General features: G+C 67.8%; 19 protein-coding genes. 4 read left to right on the forward strand and 15 right to left on the reverse strand.

Annotated features, from left to right (window positions below):
- Positions 1-237 precede the first annotated feature (237 nt).
- The 7 genes from glnA to aroQ all read right to left on the reverse strand — a co-directional run bounded on the left by glnA (position 238) and on the right by aroQ (position 6,081).
- Positions 238-1,650 (reverse strand): type I glutamate--ammonia ligase, encoded by a 1,413-nt coding sequence (glnA, locus tag ACTZQ5_RS10020; protein WP_443585040.1) that lies wholly within the window; start codon positions 1,648-1,650, stop codon positions 238-240.
- Positions 1,651-1,773: 123 nt separating this feature from the next.
- The gene (locus ACTZQ5_RS10025; RefSeq protein WP_115377572.1) at positions 1,774-2,112 is read right to left on the reverse strand and encodes a P-II family nitrogen regulator; all 339 of its coding nucleotides are present in this window, start codon (positions 2,110-2,112) and stop codon (positions 1,774-1,776) included.
- A 317-nt stretch (positions 2,113-2,429) separates the two neighbouring features.
- Positions 2,430-2,765, reverse strand: coding sequence for an arsenate reductase family protein (locus ACTZQ5_RS10030; RefSeq protein ID WP_443585041.1), 336 nt, complete (start codon positions 2,763-2,765; stop codon positions 2,430-2,432).
- A 146-nt stretch (positions 2,766-2,911) separates the two neighbouring features.
- Positions 2,912-3,295 carry an HdeA/HdeB family chaperone gene (locus ACTZQ5_RS10035; protein WP_443585042.1) on the reverse strand — a complete coding sequence of 128 codons (384 nt, stop codon included), beginning with the start codon at positions 3,293-3,295 and terminating at the stop codon, positions 2,912-2,914.
- A 484-nt stretch (positions 3,296-3,779) separates the two neighbouring features.
- Positions 3,780-5,129, reverse strand: coding sequence for an acetyl-CoA carboxylase biotin carboxylase subunit (gene accC, locus ACTZQ5_RS10040; protein WP_443585043.1), 1,350 nt, complete (start codon positions 5,127-5,129; stop codon positions 3,780-3,782).
- A 5-nt stretch (positions 5,130-5,134) separates the two neighbouring features.
- On the reverse strand, positions 5,135-5,632 hold the full coding sequence (accB, locus tag ACTZQ5_RS10045; protein ID WP_443585044.1) for an acetyl-CoA carboxylase biotin carboxyl carrier protein: 498 nt from the start codon (positions 5,630-5,632) through the stop codon (positions 5,135-5,137).
- A gap of 14 nt (positions 5,633-5,646) precedes the next feature.
- Positions 5,647-6,081 (reverse strand): type II 3-dehydroquinate dehydratase, encoded by a 435-nt coding sequence (aroQ, locus tag ACTZQ5_RS10050; RefSeq protein WP_443585045.1) that lies wholly within the window; start codon positions 6,079-6,081, stop codon positions 5,647-5,649.
- 291 nt (positions 6,082-6,372) lie between these two features.
- Here aroQ and thiS point away from each other — a divergent pair, with 291 nt between their 5' ends.
- The 3 genes from thiS (at position 6,373) to ACTZQ5_RS10065 (ending at position 8,936) form a co-directional block, all read left to right on the forward strand.
- On the forward strand, positions 6,373-7,434 hold the full coding sequence (gene thiS / locus ACTZQ5_RS10055) for a sulfur carrier protein ThiS (RefSeq protein ID WP_443585046.1): 1,062 nt from the start codon (positions 6,373-6,375) through the stop codon (positions 7,432-7,434).
- A gap of 121 nt (positions 7,435-7,555) precedes the next feature.
- The gene (locus tag ACTZQ5_RS10060; protein ID WP_443585047.1) at positions 7,556-7,738 is read left to right on the forward strand and encodes a CsbD family protein; all 183 of its coding nucleotides are present in this window, start codon (positions 7,556-7,558) and stop codon (positions 7,736-7,738) included.
- 988 nt (positions 7,739-8,726) lie between these two features.
- A complete protein-coding gene (locus ACTZQ5_RS10065; RefSeq protein ID WP_443585048.1) occupies positions 8,727-8,936 on the forward strand; it encodes a hypothetical protein in 210 nt (69 codons plus the stop codon).
- A gap of 91 nt (positions 8,937-9,027) precedes the next feature.
- On the opposite strand, the gene ACTZQ5_RS10070 is transcribed toward ACTZQ5_RS10065, so the two are convergent.
- Positions 9,028-10,680 carry a thiamine pyrophosphate-binding protein gene (locus tag ACTZQ5_RS10070; RefSeq protein ID WP_443585049.1) on the reverse strand — a complete coding sequence of 551 codons (1,653 nt, stop codon included), beginning with the start codon at positions 10,678-10,680 and terminating at the stop codon, positions 9,028-9,030.
- Between the two features lie 41 nt (positions 10,681-10,721).
- Positions 10,722-11,108 (reverse strand): hypothetical protein, encoded by a 387-nt coding sequence (locus ACTZQ5_RS10075; RefSeq protein ID WP_443585050.1) that lies wholly within the window; start codon positions 11,106-11,108, stop codon positions 10,722-10,724.
- A gap of 44 nt (positions 11,109-11,152) precedes the next feature.
- On the opposite strand from ACTZQ5_RS10075, the gene ACTZQ5_RS10080 reads away from it, so the two are divergent.
- Positions 11,153-11,335, forward strand: a complete 183-nt coding sequence (locus tag ACTZQ5_RS10080) for a BrnA antitoxin family protein (RefSeq protein ID WP_443585051.1) — start codon at positions 11,153-11,155, stop codon at positions 11,333-11,335.
- A gap of 53 nt (positions 11,336-11,388) precedes the next feature.
- Here the strand turns inward: ACTZQ5_RS10080 and ACTZQ5_RS10085 are convergent, their stop codons facing one another.
- From ACTZQ5_RS10085 to cpaB, 6 genes are read right to left on the reverse strand one after another with little or no spacing between them, the layout of a single operon-like run.
- Complete coding sequence (locus ACTZQ5_RS10085) at positions 11,389-12,369, reverse strand: type II secretion system F family protein (protein ID WP_443585052.1); 981 nt, start codon at positions 12,367-12,369, stop codon at positions 11,389-11,391.
- 22 nt (positions 12,370-12,391) lie between these two features.
- Complete coding sequence (locus ACTZQ5_RS10090; RefSeq protein ID WP_443585053.1) at positions 12,392-13,366, reverse strand: type II secretion system F family protein; 975 nt, start codon at positions 13,364-13,366, stop codon at positions 12,392-12,394.
- Positions 13,367-13,415: 49 nt separating this feature from the next.
- The gene (locus ACTZQ5_RS10095; RefSeq protein WP_443585054.1) at positions 13,416-14,696 is read right to left on the reverse strand and encodes a CpaE/TadZ family protein; all 1,281 of its coding nucleotides are present in this window, start codon (positions 14,694-14,696) and stop codon (positions 13,416-13,418) included.
- A 1-nt stretch (position 14,697) separates the two neighbouring features.
- On the reverse strand, positions 14,698-15,339 hold the full coding sequence (locus ACTZQ5_RS10100) for a CpaD family pilus assembly protein (RefSeq protein WP_443585055.1): 642 nt from the start codon (positions 15,337-15,339) through the stop codon (positions 14,698-14,700).
- Positions 15,340-15,360: 21 nt separating this feature from the next.
- Positions 15,361-16,974 carry a type II and III secretion system protein family protein gene (locus ACTZQ5_RS10105; protein WP_443585056.1) on the reverse strand — a complete coding sequence of 538 codons (1,614 nt, stop codon included), beginning with the start codon at positions 16,972-16,974 and terminating at the stop codon, positions 15,361-15,363.
- A 1-nt stretch (position 16,975) separates the two neighbouring features.
- On the reverse strand, positions 16,976-18,010 hold the full coding sequence (cpaB, locus tag ACTZQ5_RS10110) for a Flp pilus assembly protein CpaB (protein ID WP_443585057.1): 1,035 nt from the start codon (positions 18,008-18,010) through the stop codon (positions 16,976-16,978).
- Positions 18,011-18,045: the final 35 nt, after the last annotated feature.

The raw sequence follows: 18,045 nt of genomic DNA on the forward strand, positions 1-18,045 counted from the left end.
GTCGTCGTCCTCCAGTGCGCGAGAGGGCGGCAGGGGCCGCATCTGCTCGGGATGGGCGGCCGATAGCGAGCTTGTGCGGTGTAGGACAGCCCGTTCCTGAGGGCTCGGTCAATAAGAAGGGGCGCCCGGTGTTCGCGAGCGCCCCTCCATCGGGCGGCGGCGTGGCGGAGCCACGCCGTCAGTCCTCGCGTGCCGCGAGGCTGGCCGACAGCGCCTGAGCGTGCCGGCTCGGCACGCTCAGGCGCTGTAGTACATGTCATACTCGACCGGGCTGGGCGTCATTTCCCAGCGCGCGACCTCGGCCCACTTGACCTCGACATAGGCCTCGATCTGGTCCTTGGAGAAGACGTCGCCCTTGAGCAGGAAGTCGTGGTCGGCGGTCAGGCTCTCCAGCGCTTCGCGCAGCGAGCTGCACACGGTCGGGACCTGGGCGAGCTCTGCCGGCGGCAGGTCGTACAGGTTCTTGTCCATCGCTTCGCCCGGATGGATCTTGTTCTGGATGCCGTCCATGCCCGCCATCATCAGCGCCGCATAGGCGAGATAGGGGTTGGCCATCGCGTCGGGGAAGCGCACCTCGACGCGCTTCGCCTTGGGGCCGGTGCCGTAGGGGATGCGGCACGAGGCCGAGCGGTTGCGCGCCGAATAGGCGAGCAGCACCGGCGCCTCGTAACCCGGCACCAGGCGCTTGTAGCTGTTGGTGGTCGGGTTGGTGAAGGCGTTCACCGCCTTGGCGTGACGGATGATGCCGCCGATGAAGTACAGGCACATCTCGCTGAGGCCGGCATAGCCCTCACCCGCGAACAGCGGCTTGCTGCCGTTCCAGATCGAGAAGTGGGTGTGCATGCCCGAGCCGTTATCTTCCTTGATCGGCTTGGGCATGAAGGTCGCCGACTTGCCATAGGCATGCGCGACCTGGTGCACGACATACTTGTAGATCTGCATGCGGTCGGCAGTGGTGGTCAGCGTGCCGAAGGTGAGGCCGAGCTCGTGCTGCGCGGCGGCCACCTCGTGGTGGTGCTTGTCGCAGGGCAGGCCCATCTCGAGCATGGTCGACACCATCTCGCCGCGGATGTCGACGGCGGAGTCGACCGGCGCGACCGGGAAATAGCCGCCCTTGGCGCGCGGACGGTGGCCGAGGTTGCCGCCTTCATATTCGCGACCGGTGTTGGTCGGCAGCTCGATGTCGTCGATCTTGAAATAGGAGCCGGCATAGTTCGTGTCGAACTGCACGTTGTCGAACATGAAGAATTCGGCTTCCGGACCGACATAGACGGTGTCGCCGATGCCGGTGGTCTTGAGATACGCCTCGGCGCGCTTGGCGGTCGAGCGCGGATCGCGGGCATAGAGCTCACCGGTCGAAGGCTCGACCACGTCGCAGAACACGATCAGCATCGGCGTCGCCGAGAAGGGATCGGTGTAGATCGCGTCCAGATCGGGCTTCAGCACCATGTCCGATTCGTTGATCGCCTTCCACCCCTCGATCGAGGAGCCGTCGAACATCAGGCCGTCGGTCCATTCGTCTTCGCCCATGACCGAGGCGACCATGGTCAGGTGCTGCCACTTGCCCTTGGGGTCGGTGAAGCGCAGATCGACCCACTCAATCTCTTCGTCCTTGATCTTGTTCAGGATGTCGTTGGCAGTCGCAGCCATGTGGTCGTCTTCCTCGTGTTCCCCTCCCGCCCCGCGGGAGGGGCTAGGGGAGGGCATGTTAAAGATACGAAGGGGTGGACAGGCCCTCCCCCGACCCCTCCCGCAGGCGGGAGGGGAGAGTGGTCAGATCGCCGCTTCGTCGCGTTCGCCGGTGCGGATGCGCAGCGCGGTTTCGACCGGGATGACGAAGATCTTGCCGTCGCCGATCCGCCCGGTCTGGGCGGCGGCGGCGATCGCCTCCACGACGCGTTCGGTGAGCGCATCGTCGACGACCACCTCCAGCTTCACCTTGGGCAGGAAATCGACGACATATTCGGCGCCCCGGTACAATTCGGTATGGCCCTTCTGCCGGCCGAAGCCCTTGGCCTCGGTCACGGTGATGCCGCTGACCCCGATCTCGTGCAGCGCTTCCTTCACCTCATCCAGCTTGAACGGCTTGATGATGGCTTCGACCTTCTTCACCGGAACACGCCCCTCGACTGAACCCTCGCCCCGAGCGCGGGTGTTGCACCAAACGTGCCAGCCGGCGCCTCTCGGGGCAATGCGGATTCGGCGCCGTCTGCTGCCTGCAAAACGGGCAGGATCGCAGGGGATGCCCGATCGTCGGGCAGGGCGCCGCCGCAGGCCGAGTCGCACCCGCGGAAGTTGGCGAAGTTTACGACACGTCCCCCTCGGAATCGCTCCCCGCGCGGTCCCGCGGGCGACTGGCGGACGCGGAGGGGCGAGCTGGGCATGCCGGCAGGATAGCGGGTCGGCGGCGTGTAGGACAGCGCCGCCGCTCAAAGGATGGAGCGGACCCGTTCCGGCGGCCGGGCGAGGACGACGCCCTTGTCGGTTTCGACCAGCGGGCGTTCGATGAGGATCGGATCGATCGCCATGGCTTCGAGGATCGCCGCATCGTCGCGGGCCGCGAGCCCCTTGGCGGCGGGTTCCGCCATGCGCAGCCCTTCGCAGGGCGACAGGCCGGCCAGCGCGTAGAGCCGCGACAGCGTCGCGACGGTGGGCGGGCGCTTCAGATACTCGACGATGGTCACGTCCGCGCCGGCTTCGGTGAGCAGGGCAAGAGCTTCGCGCGATTTCGAGCAGCGGGGATTGTGATAGATGGTGGCGTGCATATCCGGGCTTATCATCCCCGCTTGTGCGAGGGGAGATGCCGCAAAGCTATGGTGGAGGGATCGCGTCCCGCATGCCTGCGGTGCCGCGATCCCTCCACCACGCTTCACTCAGGCCGCTGCCGTTGGCCGGAGCGGCCGGCATCGGCTTACTTGCGTGCGTTCTTCATCGCCATCTTCACGGCACTCATGAAGCGGTTGCCCGGCTGCGCCTTGCACTGCTGGACGACCAGGGGGACGACATTCTCGACGCCATCGAGCGTCATGGTCGGATGCGCCTTGCCCTTGGGGCCGTAATTGGCCGCATACACAACCGCTTGCGGGCGGAAGCTTTCGTCGAGCAGGCCAAAGTCGCGGCAACTGACGGTTTCGAGATGCTTGCCGGTCTTGAGCAGTTCGATGTTGGTCATCGCCCCGTTCCTGCCGGGAACCTGAGCCTTTTCCTTGACTTGCAATGGAGCGGCGATGCTGGCCGAAGACATGGCGAGGATGGCGCCGGCGGCGATCGTTGCAAAAACCCGAGTCTTCATCATCTGACTTACTCCCGTGTTATAGGCAGCGGGTATAATGCAGATCGTGGCGAGTGGTTTCTTGCTGAAGGTGATTTCATGCAAGCGTCATGTTGGTTTTTGGGCGGCTGGAACAGTATAGTGAGGGCAGGTTGTTGAAGAGTCGAGAGTATTTGCGCGTATGCTTCCTTCTTCGACCGGCGGGGTGATCGCATTTCGCTGTCTGATTCGCGGTGGGTTTCTTCGATCCTCCGTCATGCCGGACGTGTTCCGGCATCCACCGTGCCGCACACCCATACGCTATGGGTTTTGCGGCACGGTGGACCCCGGAACAAGTCCGGGGTGACGGAGACTATCGGGATGGCCCCGCCTAGAACGGGGAGTTCTGCGAAGCTTGCCGGTATAGGTCGGTGGAGGGAGCGGGTCGCAGGCCTGCTTGGCGCGACGCCCTCTCCTTCCTGAAAGGAGAGGGCGCGATGTGCAGGCGTTGATGTGGTCTTGTGAACGGTCAGCCCTGCTGGGCCAGCCATTCCTCCAGCCACTTGATCGTATATTGGCCGTTCTGGAATTCGGGATCGTCGAGCAGCGCCTGGTGCAGCGGGATCGTGGTCGTCGGACCCTCGATCACGAATTCCTCCAGCGCCCGGCGCAGGCGGCGCAGGCAGCCTTCGCGGGTGGTGCCGTAGACGATCAGCTTGGCGATCATCGAATCGTAATAAGGCGGCACCTTGTAGCCCGCATACAGGCCGCTATCGACGCGGACGTGCATGCCGCCGGGCGCGTGATATTGCTTCACGAGGCCGGGCGAGGGGGCGAAGGTGCGCGGATCCTCGGCGTTGATGCGGCATTCGATCGCATGGCCGCGGAACTGCACGTCCTGCTGACGCAGGGTCAGCGGATGCCCCTCGGCGATGCGGATCTGTTCGCGCACCAGGTCGAGGCCGGTAATCATCTCGGTCACCGGATGCTCCACCTGCAGGCGGGTGTTCATCTCGATGAAGTAGAATTCGCCGTTTTCCCACAGGAATTCGATGGTGCCGGCGCCGCGATAGCCCATGTCGGCCATCGCCTTGGCGACGATGCCGCCCATCCGTTCGCGCTCGGCGGCGCCGATGACGGGGGAGGGCGCTTCTTCCAGCACCTTCTGGTGGCGGCGCTGGAGCGAACAATCGCGTTCGCCCAGGTGGATGGCGTTGCCGTTGCCGTCGCCGAAGACCTGGAATTCGATATGCCTCGGGTTGCCGAGGTATTTTTCCATGTAGACGGTGGCGTCGCCGAACGCGGCCTTCGCCTCGGTGCCGGCCTGCTGCATCAGCGTTTCGAGCGTGTCGGGACGATCGCACACCTTCATGCCGCGGCCGCCGCCGCCCGATGCCGCCTTGATGATGACGGGGTAGCCGATCCGCTCGGCGAGCGCCTGCGCCTCGGCGACGTCGGTGATCGCGCCGTCCGAACCGGGGACGAGCGGCAGGCCGAGCGCGCCGGCGGTGCGCTTGGCCTCCACCTTGTCGCCCATGGTGCGGATATGTTCGGGCTTGGGGCCGACGAACAGCAGGTTGTGCAACTCGACGATCTCGGCGAAGCGCGCATTCTCGCTGAGGAAGCCGTAGCCGGGGTGGATCGCGTCGGCGCCGCTGATCTCGGCCGCCGAGATGATGTTGGGGATGTTGAGATAGCTGTCGGTCGCCGCCGGCGGTCCGATGCAGATCGCTTCGTCGGCGAGGCGGACGTGCATCGCGTCGGCATCGGCGGTGGAATGCACCGCCACCGTCTTGATCCCCATCTCGTGGCAGGCGCGATGGATGCGCAGCGCGATCTCGCCGCGGTTGGCGATCAGCAGTTTCTTGATCGGACGCAACAGACTTACTCGACCACCACGAGCAGCTGGTCGAATTCGACCGGCTGGCCGTTTTCGATCAGCACCTGGCGGACGGTGCCGGCGGTCGGCGCGGTGATCGGGTTCATCACCTTCATCGCCTCGACGATCAGCAGAGTGTCCCCCGCAGCGACGCTCTGGCCGACCGCGATGAACGGCTTGGCGCCCGGTTCGGCGGCGAGATAGGCGGTGCCGACCATCGGCGACTTGACCGCATTGGCGGACGCTACGGTGGGGGCCATCGCGCCGGCTTCGGCGGCGACCGGTGCTGCTGCGACGGGCGCGGGCGCGGCGGGTGGCGGCGCGGCGTAGACGGGCGCGGCCTGCGCCGCGGCCTTGCGCGCGACGCGGATCTTGCGGTCGCCCTCTTCCACCTCGATCTCGGTGAGGTGCGTCGCGTCGAGCAGCTCGGCGAGCTGGCGCACGAGGTCTACGTCGACCTGCATGGCACCTGCGCCGTCAGTTTTCTGGGTCTGGTCGGTCATGGGGAGGCCTCCTGTCAGAACCGCGCCGCCGCTTCAAGCGCAAGCACATAGGACAACGCGCCAAAGCCGGCGATCGTGCCTTTTGCGGCACGGCCGACGTAGCTCAGGTGGCGAAAGGCTTCGCGGGTGTGCGGGTTGGACAGGTGCACCTCGATCACCGGTGTGCGGATGCCCTTGATCGCATCGTGCACCGCGACCGAGGTGTGGGTGAAGGCGCCGGCGTTGAGGATCACCGCTTTGGCGCCGGTCGCCTGCGCCTCGTGCAGCCAGTCGACGAGATGCCCTTCGTGGTTGGACTGGCGCATGTCGATCTCCAGCCCGAGATCGCGGGCGCGATCCTCCAGCTGGCCGGCGATATCGTCGAGCGTGTCCGATCCGTAGATCTCGGGCTCGCGGGTGCCGAGCAGGTTGAGGTTGGGGCCGTTGAGGACGAAGATCGTGTCGGTCATCTCGCTGGCTTATCGTTGTCAGGGAAAGAAGGCGAGTTTTCACGCGAAGGCGCGAAGACGCTAAGAAGGATCGATCACGCGGAGGCGCGGAGGGTGTACCGCGCGCGGCGGCGGACCGTCTTTCATCACGGTGATCGTGAAAGCGCTGCGCGCACGCCGGTCGCCCCTTCTTCTCCGCGCCTCCGCGTGAACCAATCTTCCTCTCTTCGCGGCTTCGCGTGAATCGTCCGTCGCCGGTGGACACAGGGAATCGCGCGCCTAGATGGAGCGCAGCAAGGAGTCTCAAGCGTCATGGCCCATAGCGACGGCACCGTATCGATCACCGTGAACGGCGAGCACAAGCGCGTCGCAGCAGGCCTCAGCCTCGCCGATCTGGCCACCGAGCTGGGGCTGGTGCCCGAAAAGGTCGCCGTGGAGCGCAACCTGGAGGTGGTGCCGCGCTCGACGCTGGCCGATGTGCGCGTCGAGGATGGCGACGATATCGAGATCGTCCACTTCGTCGGCGGCGGCGACCATCCGGTCGCGGGGGGCGGCGGCGACCATCCGGTCGCGGGAGGCGGCGGCGACCACCAGAAGCCGATCGCGGACGATACGTGGACCGTCGCCGGCAGGACGTTCCGTTCGCGCCTGATCGTCGGCACCGGCAAGTACAAGGACTTCGCGCAGAATGCCGCCGCGCTGGAGGCATCGGGTGCGGAGATCGTCACCGTCGCGGTGCGGCGCGTCAACGTGTCCGACCGCAACGCGCCGATGCTGACCGACTTCATCGATCCCAAGCGGGTCACCTACCTGCCCAACACCGCGGGCTGCTTCGATGCGGAGAGCGCGATCCGCACGCTGCGGCTGGCGCGCGAGGCGGGCGGCTGGGACCTCGTGAAGCTGGAGGTGCTGGGCGAGGCGAAGACGCTGTATCCCGACATGCACGAGACGCTGCGCGCGACCGAGATCCTGGCCAACGAAGGCTTCAAGCCGATGGTCTATTGCGTCGACGATCCGATCGCGGCGAAGCGGCTGGAGAATGCCGGTGCGGTCGCGATCATGCCGCTGGGCGCGCCGATCGGATCGGGGCTCGGCATCCAGAACCGCATCACCATCCGCCTGATCGTCGAGGGCGCGGGCGTGCCGGTGCTGGTCGATGCCGGTGTCGGCACCGCATCGGACGCGGCGGTGGCGATGGAGCTCGGCTGCGACGGGGTGCTGATGAACACCGCGATCGCCGAGGCGAAGGATCCGGTGATGATGGCGGCGGCGATGGCACGCGCCGTAGAGGCGGGGCGGTTCGCCTATCGTGCCGGGCGGATGGGGCAGCGGCGCTATGCCGACCCCTCCAGCCCGCTCGCCGGGTTGATCTGAGGCAAAAGACGTCGCCGCCGACCCTGAAGCATTTGTCACGGAACCGGTCCAACCCAGACCCGTTGTCCTGCTGTAGATCAAGTGGCCCGGCTGGCGGGGCACGTCACCGCAGGAGGTTCTCATGGGCGAACTCACGGACAAGATCAAAGGCAACATCAACGAAGCCATCGGCAACGTGAAGGAAGCCATCGGCAAGCACAACAACGACGGCGACATGGCCGCCGAGGGCAAGGCCCAGCAGGTCGAAGGCAAGGGCGAGCAGTTCAAGGGCAAGGTCAAGGGCGCGCTCGGCGACGACATCTGATCGGATCGACGAACACGCCGTGAAGGGCCGTTCCGGGGAAGCGGAGCGGCCCTTTCCTTTGTCGCCAAAGGACGCGCCGCCAAAGCGTGCTGCTGGCCCCGGTCGTGATTGCTGCGGGACATCTCAAGCCGGCCAAGGCCGATTACCCGAGCAGCGAGCTATGGGCACAGCCTGCCCTCACCGGCGGGGTCGGCGGCCGGCTTGAGAACCCGCGGCGGGCGCGTATCGTCGTGCGCGCCGATATTCGGCAGGCGGAGATCGGCACCGCATGCGAGCCACGGTGGGGAGGCCTGTCCGCTCTGGAACCCGGCGCAGGCGAAACGCATCGCGACCGACCGGTTCGTCCCCCGGCGAGGCTTCGTCAGCGGTGCCGAACCAGGACCAGTCGACCTTCAATCCTCCCCCGCCAGGGGGAGGTGGCAGGCGCAGCCTGACGGAGGGGGAGGTAAGCGACCACCAGCGTTGTGCGTCCCCCCTCCGTCGCCTTCGGCGCCACCGCATCGGGTTGAATGGCCGGGGCCATTCAACCCGATGCGCCCTGGCGGGGGGAGGGCTGAAAAGCATCTCTCATCTTTAACGTCGATCGGGCCTAGTCGTTTGCGGGCAGAGCTATCGCATGTGGGCTGTCTGATCCGCGATCTTCAATCCTCCGTCATGCCGGACTCGTTCCGGCATCCACCGTGCCGCACACCCATACGCGATTGATTTTGCGGCACGGTGGACCCCGGAACAAGTCCGGGGTGACGAAGGATATTGGGTTGGCATGCGCCTTCACCCGAAGCCGGCAGCTATCCTCCTCCTGGCGGGGGAGGATGAAGAGACCCCTCATCTTGAATGTCGATCGCGCCTAGCAAGCTACGACCGCGAACCGGCTGCGGCCATGCCGCCGCTGACGGTTCGTCGGCGCAGCGATTCAGGTCGTCGCACGATCGAACCACTTTGGTGGTTAATTGCGGAACGGCTGATTCTATCTTGAGTTAACGTTCGCATGAGTAAGCCGGAAGACTGGGCCTTCGCGTTCGAAGAGGCCGACCATTTGACCCGCATCCACCTGAAGCTCGCGCTGGAAGACGTCGGCTTCGCGGTGGCCGAAGCGGATGACGTGATCGCGATCGCCGGTGCGGGCGGTCCGGGGGACCTGGCGGCGCCGTTGCCGGGGCGTGCTGCCGGCGCGCGGGTCGGCAAGTCCGGCGCGTAGGGCCTTCGTGGGCTGCCCCGACTGAATCGCGGAAAACGGTACGGATCAGCTGCAAAGCCCGGCGGACAATGCGGGCTTATGCCGTCTCCCGCTAGCCCCGGCTGGCGATGGCGGACAGGGTGGTGCCGGCGGTGATTATCTCGATATCGGTCTTGAGATGCAACAGGCGCACGCCGCGCTGCGCCTGCGCGCGGGCGAGCGCATCGGCGAAGTCCGCGGTGCGCTCCACCGTCTCCGCCCAGCAGCCATAGGCGCGGGCGAGCGCCGCGAAATCGGGGTTGGCGAGGCGGGTGGCGGAGACGCGACCGGGAAATTCGCGCTCCTGGTGCATGCGGATCGTGCCGTAGCCGCCATTGTCGATCACCAGCACCAGCAAGGATGCGTCATGCTGGACGGCGGTGGCGAGCTCCTGCCCGTTCATCAGGAAGCAGCCGTCGCCGGCGAGCGCGACCACCTGCCGCTCGGGGTGACGCAAGGCGGCGGCGACTGCGGCCGGCAGGCCATAGCCCATCGCGCCGGAGGTCGGTGCCAGCTGCGTGCCGGGCGCGGCATAGGGCCAGTAGCGGTGCCACCAGCCGCTGTAATTGCCGGCGCCGTTGCAGATGATCGTATCGGCGGGCAGCGCCTCGCGCATCGCCGCGACGCAGGGGCCTAGGTCGAGCGCCACGCCCTCGCGCGGTGCGGGTGTCGACCAGGCGCGCCATTCGGCATGCGCCTCCGCGCCGCCGGGATGCGGGGGGCCGTCGATGCCGGCCAGCGCCTCGGCGAATTCCGCCATGGTCGCCGGGATCGCGAGGTCGGTGCGATAGGTCATGCCGAGCTCGCCCGCATCCGGGTGGACGTGGACGAGGCGCTGGCCGGGGTGATCGGGGGTGACGAGCGTATAGCCGTCCGTCGTCGCCTCGCCCAGGCGCGGGCCGGCGACGATCAGCAGGTCCGCCGCCTTGACCCGCGCGACGAGCTTCGGATTGGGGCCGTAGCCCAGGTTGCCGGCATAGCTGGGGCAGGCGTTGGGGATCGCATCCTGGCGGCGGAACGCGGCGGCGACGGGCACCCCGGTGCGATCGGCCCAGGCGGCGAAATCCTGTGCGGCGACCCCGTCCCAGCCGGCGCCGCCGACGATCGCGAGCGGACGTTCCGCGGTGGCGAGCAGATCGGCGAGCTGCACCAGCGCATCCTCGTCGCAGCCCTGCGCCAGCCGCTCGACCCGCGGCCGGTCGATCGCCTCGACGGTGTCGAGCAGCATGTCCTCGGGGAGCGCCAGCACCACCGGCCCTGGCCGACCGTTGATCGCCACCGCATAGGCACGGGCGACATATTCGGGGATACGGGCGGCATCGTCGATCCGCGCCGCCCATTTGGCGAGCGGCGCGAACATCGCCTGGAAATCCACCTCCTGAAACGCCTCGCGGTCGCGGGTGCCGCGGTCGACGTCGCCGATGAACAGGATCATCGGCTGCGAATCCTGGCGGGCGACGTGCACGCCGATCGCCGCATTGGTGGCGCCGGGGCCGCGGGTGACGAAGGCGATGCCGGGCCGATGGGTCAGCGTACCGTCGGCGCAGGCCATGAACGCCGCGCCGCCTTCCTGCCGACAGACGACGGTGTCGATTGCCGGCGTATCGCGCAGCGCGTCGAGTACCGCGAGGAAGCTTTCGCCGGGCACGGTGAAGATGCGCTCACACCCTTGCGCGAGCAATTGATCGACCAGGATGCGGCCGCCGGTACGGGTCTGTCTCTCCATCCCGCGACTATCGCCGGGCCGGGCGGCGGTGTCGAGCCGGATCAGAGGCGCGAACGGCCGCCGAAGTCGAACCAGCCCGGCCGCTGCCCGGCGGGATAGGCGGGCCGCGCGGCGGTCTGCCGGCGGCCGGTGACCCGCTCCGCCAGCGTCGGTGCGGGTGCGACGGGGGCAGCGACGGGCGCGGCGACGGGCGCCGTCTCGGCGGCGCGGGCGAGGCGGGCGTTCTCGCGCTCCAGCTCGGCGATGCGGGCGTTGGCGGCGGAAAGGCTGGTATCGCCCTGCTTGCGATAGCCGGCATGCGCCTCGCGCTCGGCGGCATAGCGCGCCTTCCACTTCTTGCCGCCGCCGCTGCTGGCGAGCCCGAAGAACCAGCCTGCGATCAGGCACAGCGCCAGTGCGGCGAGTTGCGTGGTGGTGGTGAACAGCATGCCGGTGCCTCCCTGTTACGGGGGCATAACGACGGCGGTGGGGGTTGGTTCATTGGGGGGGCAAGCTGCCGTCCCGACGCGGTCGCCCGAGACTGGAAGCGCCGAAGGTGGAGATCAAAATCCGCCTGAATGCGGCGACGGTCGAGCATCTACGCGGCACCGGACCCGGATGGCAGACCCGCGTGAATGCCGCGCTTATCCAATTGGTAGCCGCGGGGCAGATTTAAGAGCGATCGCTCCTATTCGCCCCGCGTGCCTTTCGTACCGGTTATGATCTTCGTCAGAAGGCGTCGCTGATCGAACAGGCGGCGGGGCCGAGGATGACGATGAACAGCGTCGGCAGGATGAAGAGGATCAGCGGGATCGTCATGATGGCGGGGAGGCGCGCGGCCTTTTCCTCGGCGCGCATCATGCGTTCGTTGCGGAATTCGCCGGACAGGACGCGCAGCGCACTGGCGAGCGGGGTGCCGTATTTCTCGGTCTGGATCATCGTGGTGACGACGCCCTTCACCGCATCCAGGTCGACGCGGGTCGCGAGGTTCTCGAACGCCTGGCGCCGTTCGGTGAGGAAGCCCAGCTCGATCGCGGTCAGGGTGAATTCGTCGCCCAGTTCGGGATAGGCGCGGCCCAGTTCCTTGGCGACGCGGTGGAAGGCGGCATCGACGGTGAGGCCGGCTTCGGCGCAGATCACCAGCAGGTCGAGCGCATCGGGCAGGCCCTTGCGGATCGCATCGCTGCGCTTGGTGATCTTGTTCTTGAGGAAGATGTCGGGCGCCTTGTAGGCGAGGACGGTGGTCACCGCGACGAGGCCGTAGCGCTTCAGCGGCGACCAGGCGGGGAAATAATCGAGGACATAGACGATCAGCACGGCAAGGCCGCCGAACACGATCGGCAGCGCCAGCCGGCCGAAGATCACGCCGACCGCCCATTCCTTGGAGCGGATGCCGGCCTGCATCAGCTTGACCTGCGCTTCCTTGACCTGGCTGTCCTGCAGCACCTTCAGCGAGGAGAGCAGGCTGCGCATGCGGTCGGTGGTGTCGTTGCGCTGGACCAGCTTGGCGCGCCGCTTGGTGGAGGCGGTGATGCCGGCCTTCAGCTGTTCGCGGCGGTCGTTCAGCGCCTTGACGCGCTTGGTCATCGGATCGCTGACGGTGGTGACGGCGTAGATCGCGAGCATCACCGCAAAGGCGGCGACGCCCGACAGGATCGTCGCGACCCACAAAACGTCGATGCCCATCAGCGTCGGTCCGGAAGCCTGCATGTCGGTTGTCCCAGTCTTTCCGTCAGATCTCGAAGCTGACCATCTTGGCCATGATGAACACGCCGATGCCCATCCATACCAGGCCACCGATGCCGGTGATGATGAGGCGCGGGTCGACGAAGAAGTTCTGCATGTAGTTCTGGTTGATGACCCAGATCATCGCGAAGACGATGAAGGGCAGGGCGCCGACGATATAGGCTGACGCCTTGGATTCCGACGACATCGCCTTGATCTTGAGCTTCATCTGGCCGCGCTGGCGCAGCACCGTGGCAAGATTGGCGAGCGTTTCGGCAAGGTTGCCGCCGGTTTCGCGCTGGATGGCGATGGTGATGACGAAGAACTGGAATTCGGGCGTGCCGAGCCGGTCGGCGGTGTCCTGCAACGCCGCGTCCATCGACTTGCCGATCTTCATCTTGTCGGACACCATGCGGAATTCCTCGCCGACGGGGCCTTCCACCTCGTTGCCGACGACGCCGATCGTCTCCGTGACGGGCAGGCCCGATCGCAGGCCGCGGACGAGCAGTTCGATGGCGTCGGGGAACTTGGCGGTGAAGCGGGCGACGCGGCGCTTGATGAAATAGCCGACCAGCCAATGCGGCAGGCCGGCGCCGACCGCGAGGCCGAACAGCAGCGCGAGCAGGATCGGCGCACCCTTCAGCCACATCAGCGCGGCGACGACGACGATCAGCCCGGCGCTGACCATGCCGTATTGCCCCACCGTCCAGTCGCGCCCGGTCATCGCCAAGCGCTTGGCGAGCTCGGCGGGGTTGGGGAGCAGCCGGCCGAAGGCGACGTCGGTCTTGGTCTGCGCGCGCCCTGCGGTGATGCGGCGCATCTGCGCCTCGGCGACGGTGGCGCTGTCGCCGTGCCGCTCGCGCATCGCGGCGAGGCGGCGGCTCTGCGCGCGCTGCGGCGAGGGGCCGGCAAACGCGAACAGCACCAGGCCGAGCGCGACCGTGGCACCGATCGAGAGCATCAGGAGGGGCAACAGGTCCATCGCGGCGTTTCTCGCCTCCGGTTGGTGCGCCGCCCGGGGGCGGCGAAGGTTACTTCTTGGCGCGCTTGGGCAGCAGCGCGGAGAGGCCGCCGATCAGCGACTTGCCGCCGGCCCCCTTGCCGCCGCCCTTGCCGTCCTTGCCCGCGACCAGTTCCTCGCCGGCGCTGAGGACGTGGCGCGCGAGGTCGAGGATCGGGGCCACCGTCTTCGAATTCTTGCCCGCCTCGGCGAACGGCTTGCCGAGCTTCGCGGCCTGCGCCGCCAGCTTCTGGTCGAAGGGGATGACGCAATCGATGCGGCGCTCGATCGACCCTTCGAAATCCTTGCGGCTGATCTCCAGCTGGCCCGAGGCGTGGAGGCGGTTGGCGACGACGGTGACGTGTGTCTGCGGCGCGTTGCTCTTCAGCCAGGAGAGGATGCGGATCGTGTCGCGCGCGGCGGCGAGCGTCAGCTCGGTCACCACCACGGCGGCCTGGATGTCGCTGATGAGATGGGGATGCTGGACCAGCATGCCGCGCGGCAGATCGACGACGGTCGCCTCGAACGCGGCGCGCATCTCTTCCTGCAACTGGTAGAAGGCGGCACCGTCGGTCATCAGCGGCGCGTTGATCGGCGCCTCGGCGGAGAGGACGGCGAGCTTTTCGGTCGCCTTCACCATCGCGCGTTCGATGAACAGGCCGTCGATGCGGCTGGGATTCTCGATCGCGTCGGTCAGGCCGCGGCCGGGCTCTAGGTCGAGCGTCAGCGCACCGGTGCCGAAATGCACGTCGAGGTCGAGCAGCGCGGTGGAGCGCTTCTCGCGCTCGCTGAGCAGCCAGGCGAGCGAGGTGGCGACGGTGGATGCACCGACGCCGCCGCGCGTGCCGATCACCGCGATCGCGCAATGCGGCCGGTCGACGGCCGCCTCGGCCGCCTTGGGCGCGTTGAGCATCGCCTGGGCATGGCCGAAGGCATCGCGCAGCGCATCGGGGTGCAGCGGCTTCAGCAGGTAATCCTGGATGCCGCTCGCCACCAGGTCGCGGTACAGCCGCACGTCGTTGACCTGCCCGGCGGCGATCACCACCGTGCCGGGCTCGCATACCTCGGCGAGCGCGTTGATGTCGTTCAGCGGATCGCCCGATTCGGCGAGGTCGACGAACAGGATCTGCGGGCTGGCCGACACCGACAGCGACTGCACCGCATTGCGCAGGCCGCCCTTGCTGACCTTGTCGACCGACCAGCCGAGTTCGGAGGCGATCGGCCGCAGCGTCTCTGCGGTGGTTTCGTCGCAGACATAGGCGGCGAAGGGTTCGCGATGGCCGACGCCGGCCGGCTTCCATGGCGCGTTCATATCAATTGCCTCCCCCGCGGGCGCTCTCGGCCTTCACGGTGTTGCCGTTGCCGGTCGGACCGGCCTTGCGATACGCCTCGATCGCCTTGGCCGACGTGGCGGTATCGATCGTGCCGGTGCCGCTGCGGCCGCGGATCAGGTCCTCCGGCTGCGCGATCATCGCGGCAAGGTTGCTGTTCACCGAGCAGCCGTAGTTGGACGACGTATTGCTTTCGAATTCGTGGCTGGCATCGCGCGACCAGTCCGGGCAGCCCGGCACTTCGGCGCGCGAGCGGCTGACGACCACGCGCACGGCGTGCGCCGCCACCGGCGCGTTGGTCACCGGCGCGTCGTCCGACAGGAGCAGGCCGTAGCTGGCGACGATGCTCGCCACGTCCTCGCGGGCGCCGGCGCCCTGGCCGGCGGGATCGTCGATCGAGACGCGATCGCCGTAGCCGAGCCGCATCGAGTTCAGCCATCCGGCGAGCCGCCGCGATTCGCCGGCGGCCAGCCGGTCGTTGGCGGTGGCGAGGTCGAGTGCATAATCCTGCCGGTGCACGACCGGCTGGTGCACCGATTCGACGCCGCGGTTCTGCGTGCCCATGCAGCCGCCGAGCAGCAGGGCGGGCGCCATGCTCGCGAGGAGGATCGTACGCTTGGTCATCGGTTCAGTCCTCGCACAGGATCAGTTGGAGAAGCCGGGGGCGGGAGCCGCCCCCTTCTTGCGCTGCTGACGGGCGTCGGCCTCGCTGCGCCGCCGGTCGGACAGCGGCAGCACCGGAGCCGGCGCGGCCGCGCCGATCGTCGGCGTGGGCGCCGCGACGGCGCCCGGCGCCATCGTCGGCACGGGCCGCTGCCCGCCGCTGACGCCGGAGCCGAGTTCACCCATGAACACGCGGCCGAGATCGGTCGGCGCCCGATAGCCGTCGGTCGGCAGCTTGATATCGGCGAGGTTGTTGACCGGCTTTACCAGATACGGGGTGATGACGATCACCAGCTCCGTCTCGTTGCGCTGCCAGCCGTTGGACCGGAACAGCGCGCCGAGGATCGGCACGTCGCCCAAGCCCGGCGTCTTGTCGAAGCTGTTGTTGTGGCTGTTCTGGAGCAGGCCGCCGATCATCATCGACTGGCCCGAGCCCAGTTCCAGCGTGGTTTCGGCCCGGCGCGTGCTGAGCCCCGGCACGCGGGTGCCGCTGATCGTCACCGCATTCGAATAATCGAGCTGCGATACTTCGGGGCGCACGCGCAGCGAGATGCGGCCGTCGGCCAGCACCGTGGGCGTATAGGACAGGCTGATGCCATATTGCTTGTATTCGACCGACACGGTGCCAAGGCCGCCCGCGAGCGGGATCGGCACTTCGCCACCGGCCAGGAACGTGCCCGTCTCGCCCGACAAGGCGGTGAGATTGGGGTTGGCGAGCGTCGACACCTGGCCGACGGTTTCACCGAGATCGAGCGCGCCCAGGATGTTGAGGCCGAGCAGCTTGGTAAGGCCGCCGACCGTGGTGCGCTGGCTACCGGGCGTGATCGTCGTGCCGGCCTTCTGCACGACAGACCCGGTGACCGGATCGATCGTATAGCCCTGCACCGCACTGCCCACGCCGAGCGGCAGGTTGGGATCGGTGGTATAGGTGCTCGCCGGCGCGCGGCCGCTGCCGAGGCCGAACTTGAAGCCGCTCGTCCCGTCGATCGTCGTCAGGTTCATGCCGACGTTCTTGGAGAAGCTGCGGTTGACCTCGGCGATACGCACCTGGAGGTTCACCTGCAGCGGCGTCGCGGTCTTGAGGCGGCTCAGCACCTTGGTGCCTTCGCCGACGAAGGCCTGCACCAGGCGTTCCGCCTCCGCCGCGTCGGCGGGCTGCGCCACCGTGCCGGTGAGGAGGACGAGGCCGTTCATCGGCGTCGCCGACACCTGCGCCTCCGGCATCGCCAGTTGCAGCATCGCGCCGATCGAGTCGATGTTCTGCCCGACGCGCACGGTGGTCGCGTAGACGACCGCGCCGCTCTTGGTGGTCGCCGAGATCGTCGTCTCGCCGGTCTTGCGGCCGAAGATGTAGAGCTGCGTCGGCGAGCGGACCTGCACGTCGGCGATCGTCTCGTCGGCGATGAACACGTCGCTCATCGGACGCGACAGGGTGACGAGGCGGCCGCGGCCGGTGTTGACCTGCACCACGCTGGACGTGGCGACCGAGCGGGCCGGGCCTGCCGGCGCGCCCGGCGTCGGCCGGGCGTCGGCCATGCCCCCGGCGGCGGCGGCGAGCGCGAGGCCCAGCGCGCAGGACGATACGAGGTTACGCATCTTAATTCTTCCCCCCGACCGGAACCACGGTCACGTTGTTGCCGCGCGCGACCCGCACGCTGGGCCCGGTGACGGCCGCGGCCGTCGTGGCCGTGGCGGGCGCGCCACCGGGGCCGCCCATCGATGTCATCGGCCCCTGCGCGGTCCGGCCCGGGACGGAGCTGCGCTGGAAGCGCGAGACGTCGGCACCGGTCGCATAGCTCGAGCTGCCGCTCTGCGGCTGCGTCGCGATGCGGACCATCATCGCCTTTTCGGCCTTGGGATCGCCGTCCGGCACCTTCACCGCGCCGCTGGCGATCGCTTCTTCGAGTTCGCTGGAATTATCGGCGAGCGCGCGCAGCGACAGCGACAGTTCGCCGATGGTGCGGGCGACCGCGACCTGTTCGGCCATCTTCGGCGTCGCTTCGAGCGTGACCGTAGAATAGGTGCTGACCCGCGTCTTGCCGTCTTCGCCCACCGTGTTGTCGGTGCGCTGGTCGGTGGCGAGCACGCGGACGTTGCGCATGATCGTTTCCGACACCTTGAGCGGCTGGCCGTCGCCGCCGCCGTTGACCGTCTGCGTCAGCACGAGGTCGATGCGGTCGCCCGGAAAGACGAAGCCGGCGACCGCCGCCTGGTTTGAAACGGCGACGGTGACCGCGCGCATGCCCGGCCCGAGTGCCGCCGCCAGGAAGCCGCGGTCGCCGGGCGAGACGAGCGCGCCCTTGGTGACCGGCTGGCCGGCGGTGATCGCGTTGCGCACCACGGTGCCCTGCAGCTTGGTGAGGTCGGTGCCGGCCTTCAGGTAATAGGCGCCGTCGACCAGCTCCTTGGGCCAGGGCTGGAACTTCAGCGCCGTGGCATCGAGGATGGTACCGACCGGCAGGGCGCGGGTGGCGACCAGCACTTCGGGGCCGGTCGGCACGACCGGCGCGGGCTGGCCCATCGCCACCGCCTGCGGCGCGGCGGCACCCGACATGAGGGTGCGGGCGGCGAATGCCGTGATGCCGGCGACGAACAACGCGCCCACCAGCAAAACGATCTTGCGACTATCCATGTTGCATCGGGCCTTTCAGCGCACCGGTATTTGAA

The organism is Sphingomonas cellulosilytica (genome assembly GCF_052321755.1).
GTDB lineage: Bacteria > Pseudomonadota > Alphaproteobacteria > Sphingomonadales > Sphingomonadaceae > Sphingomonas.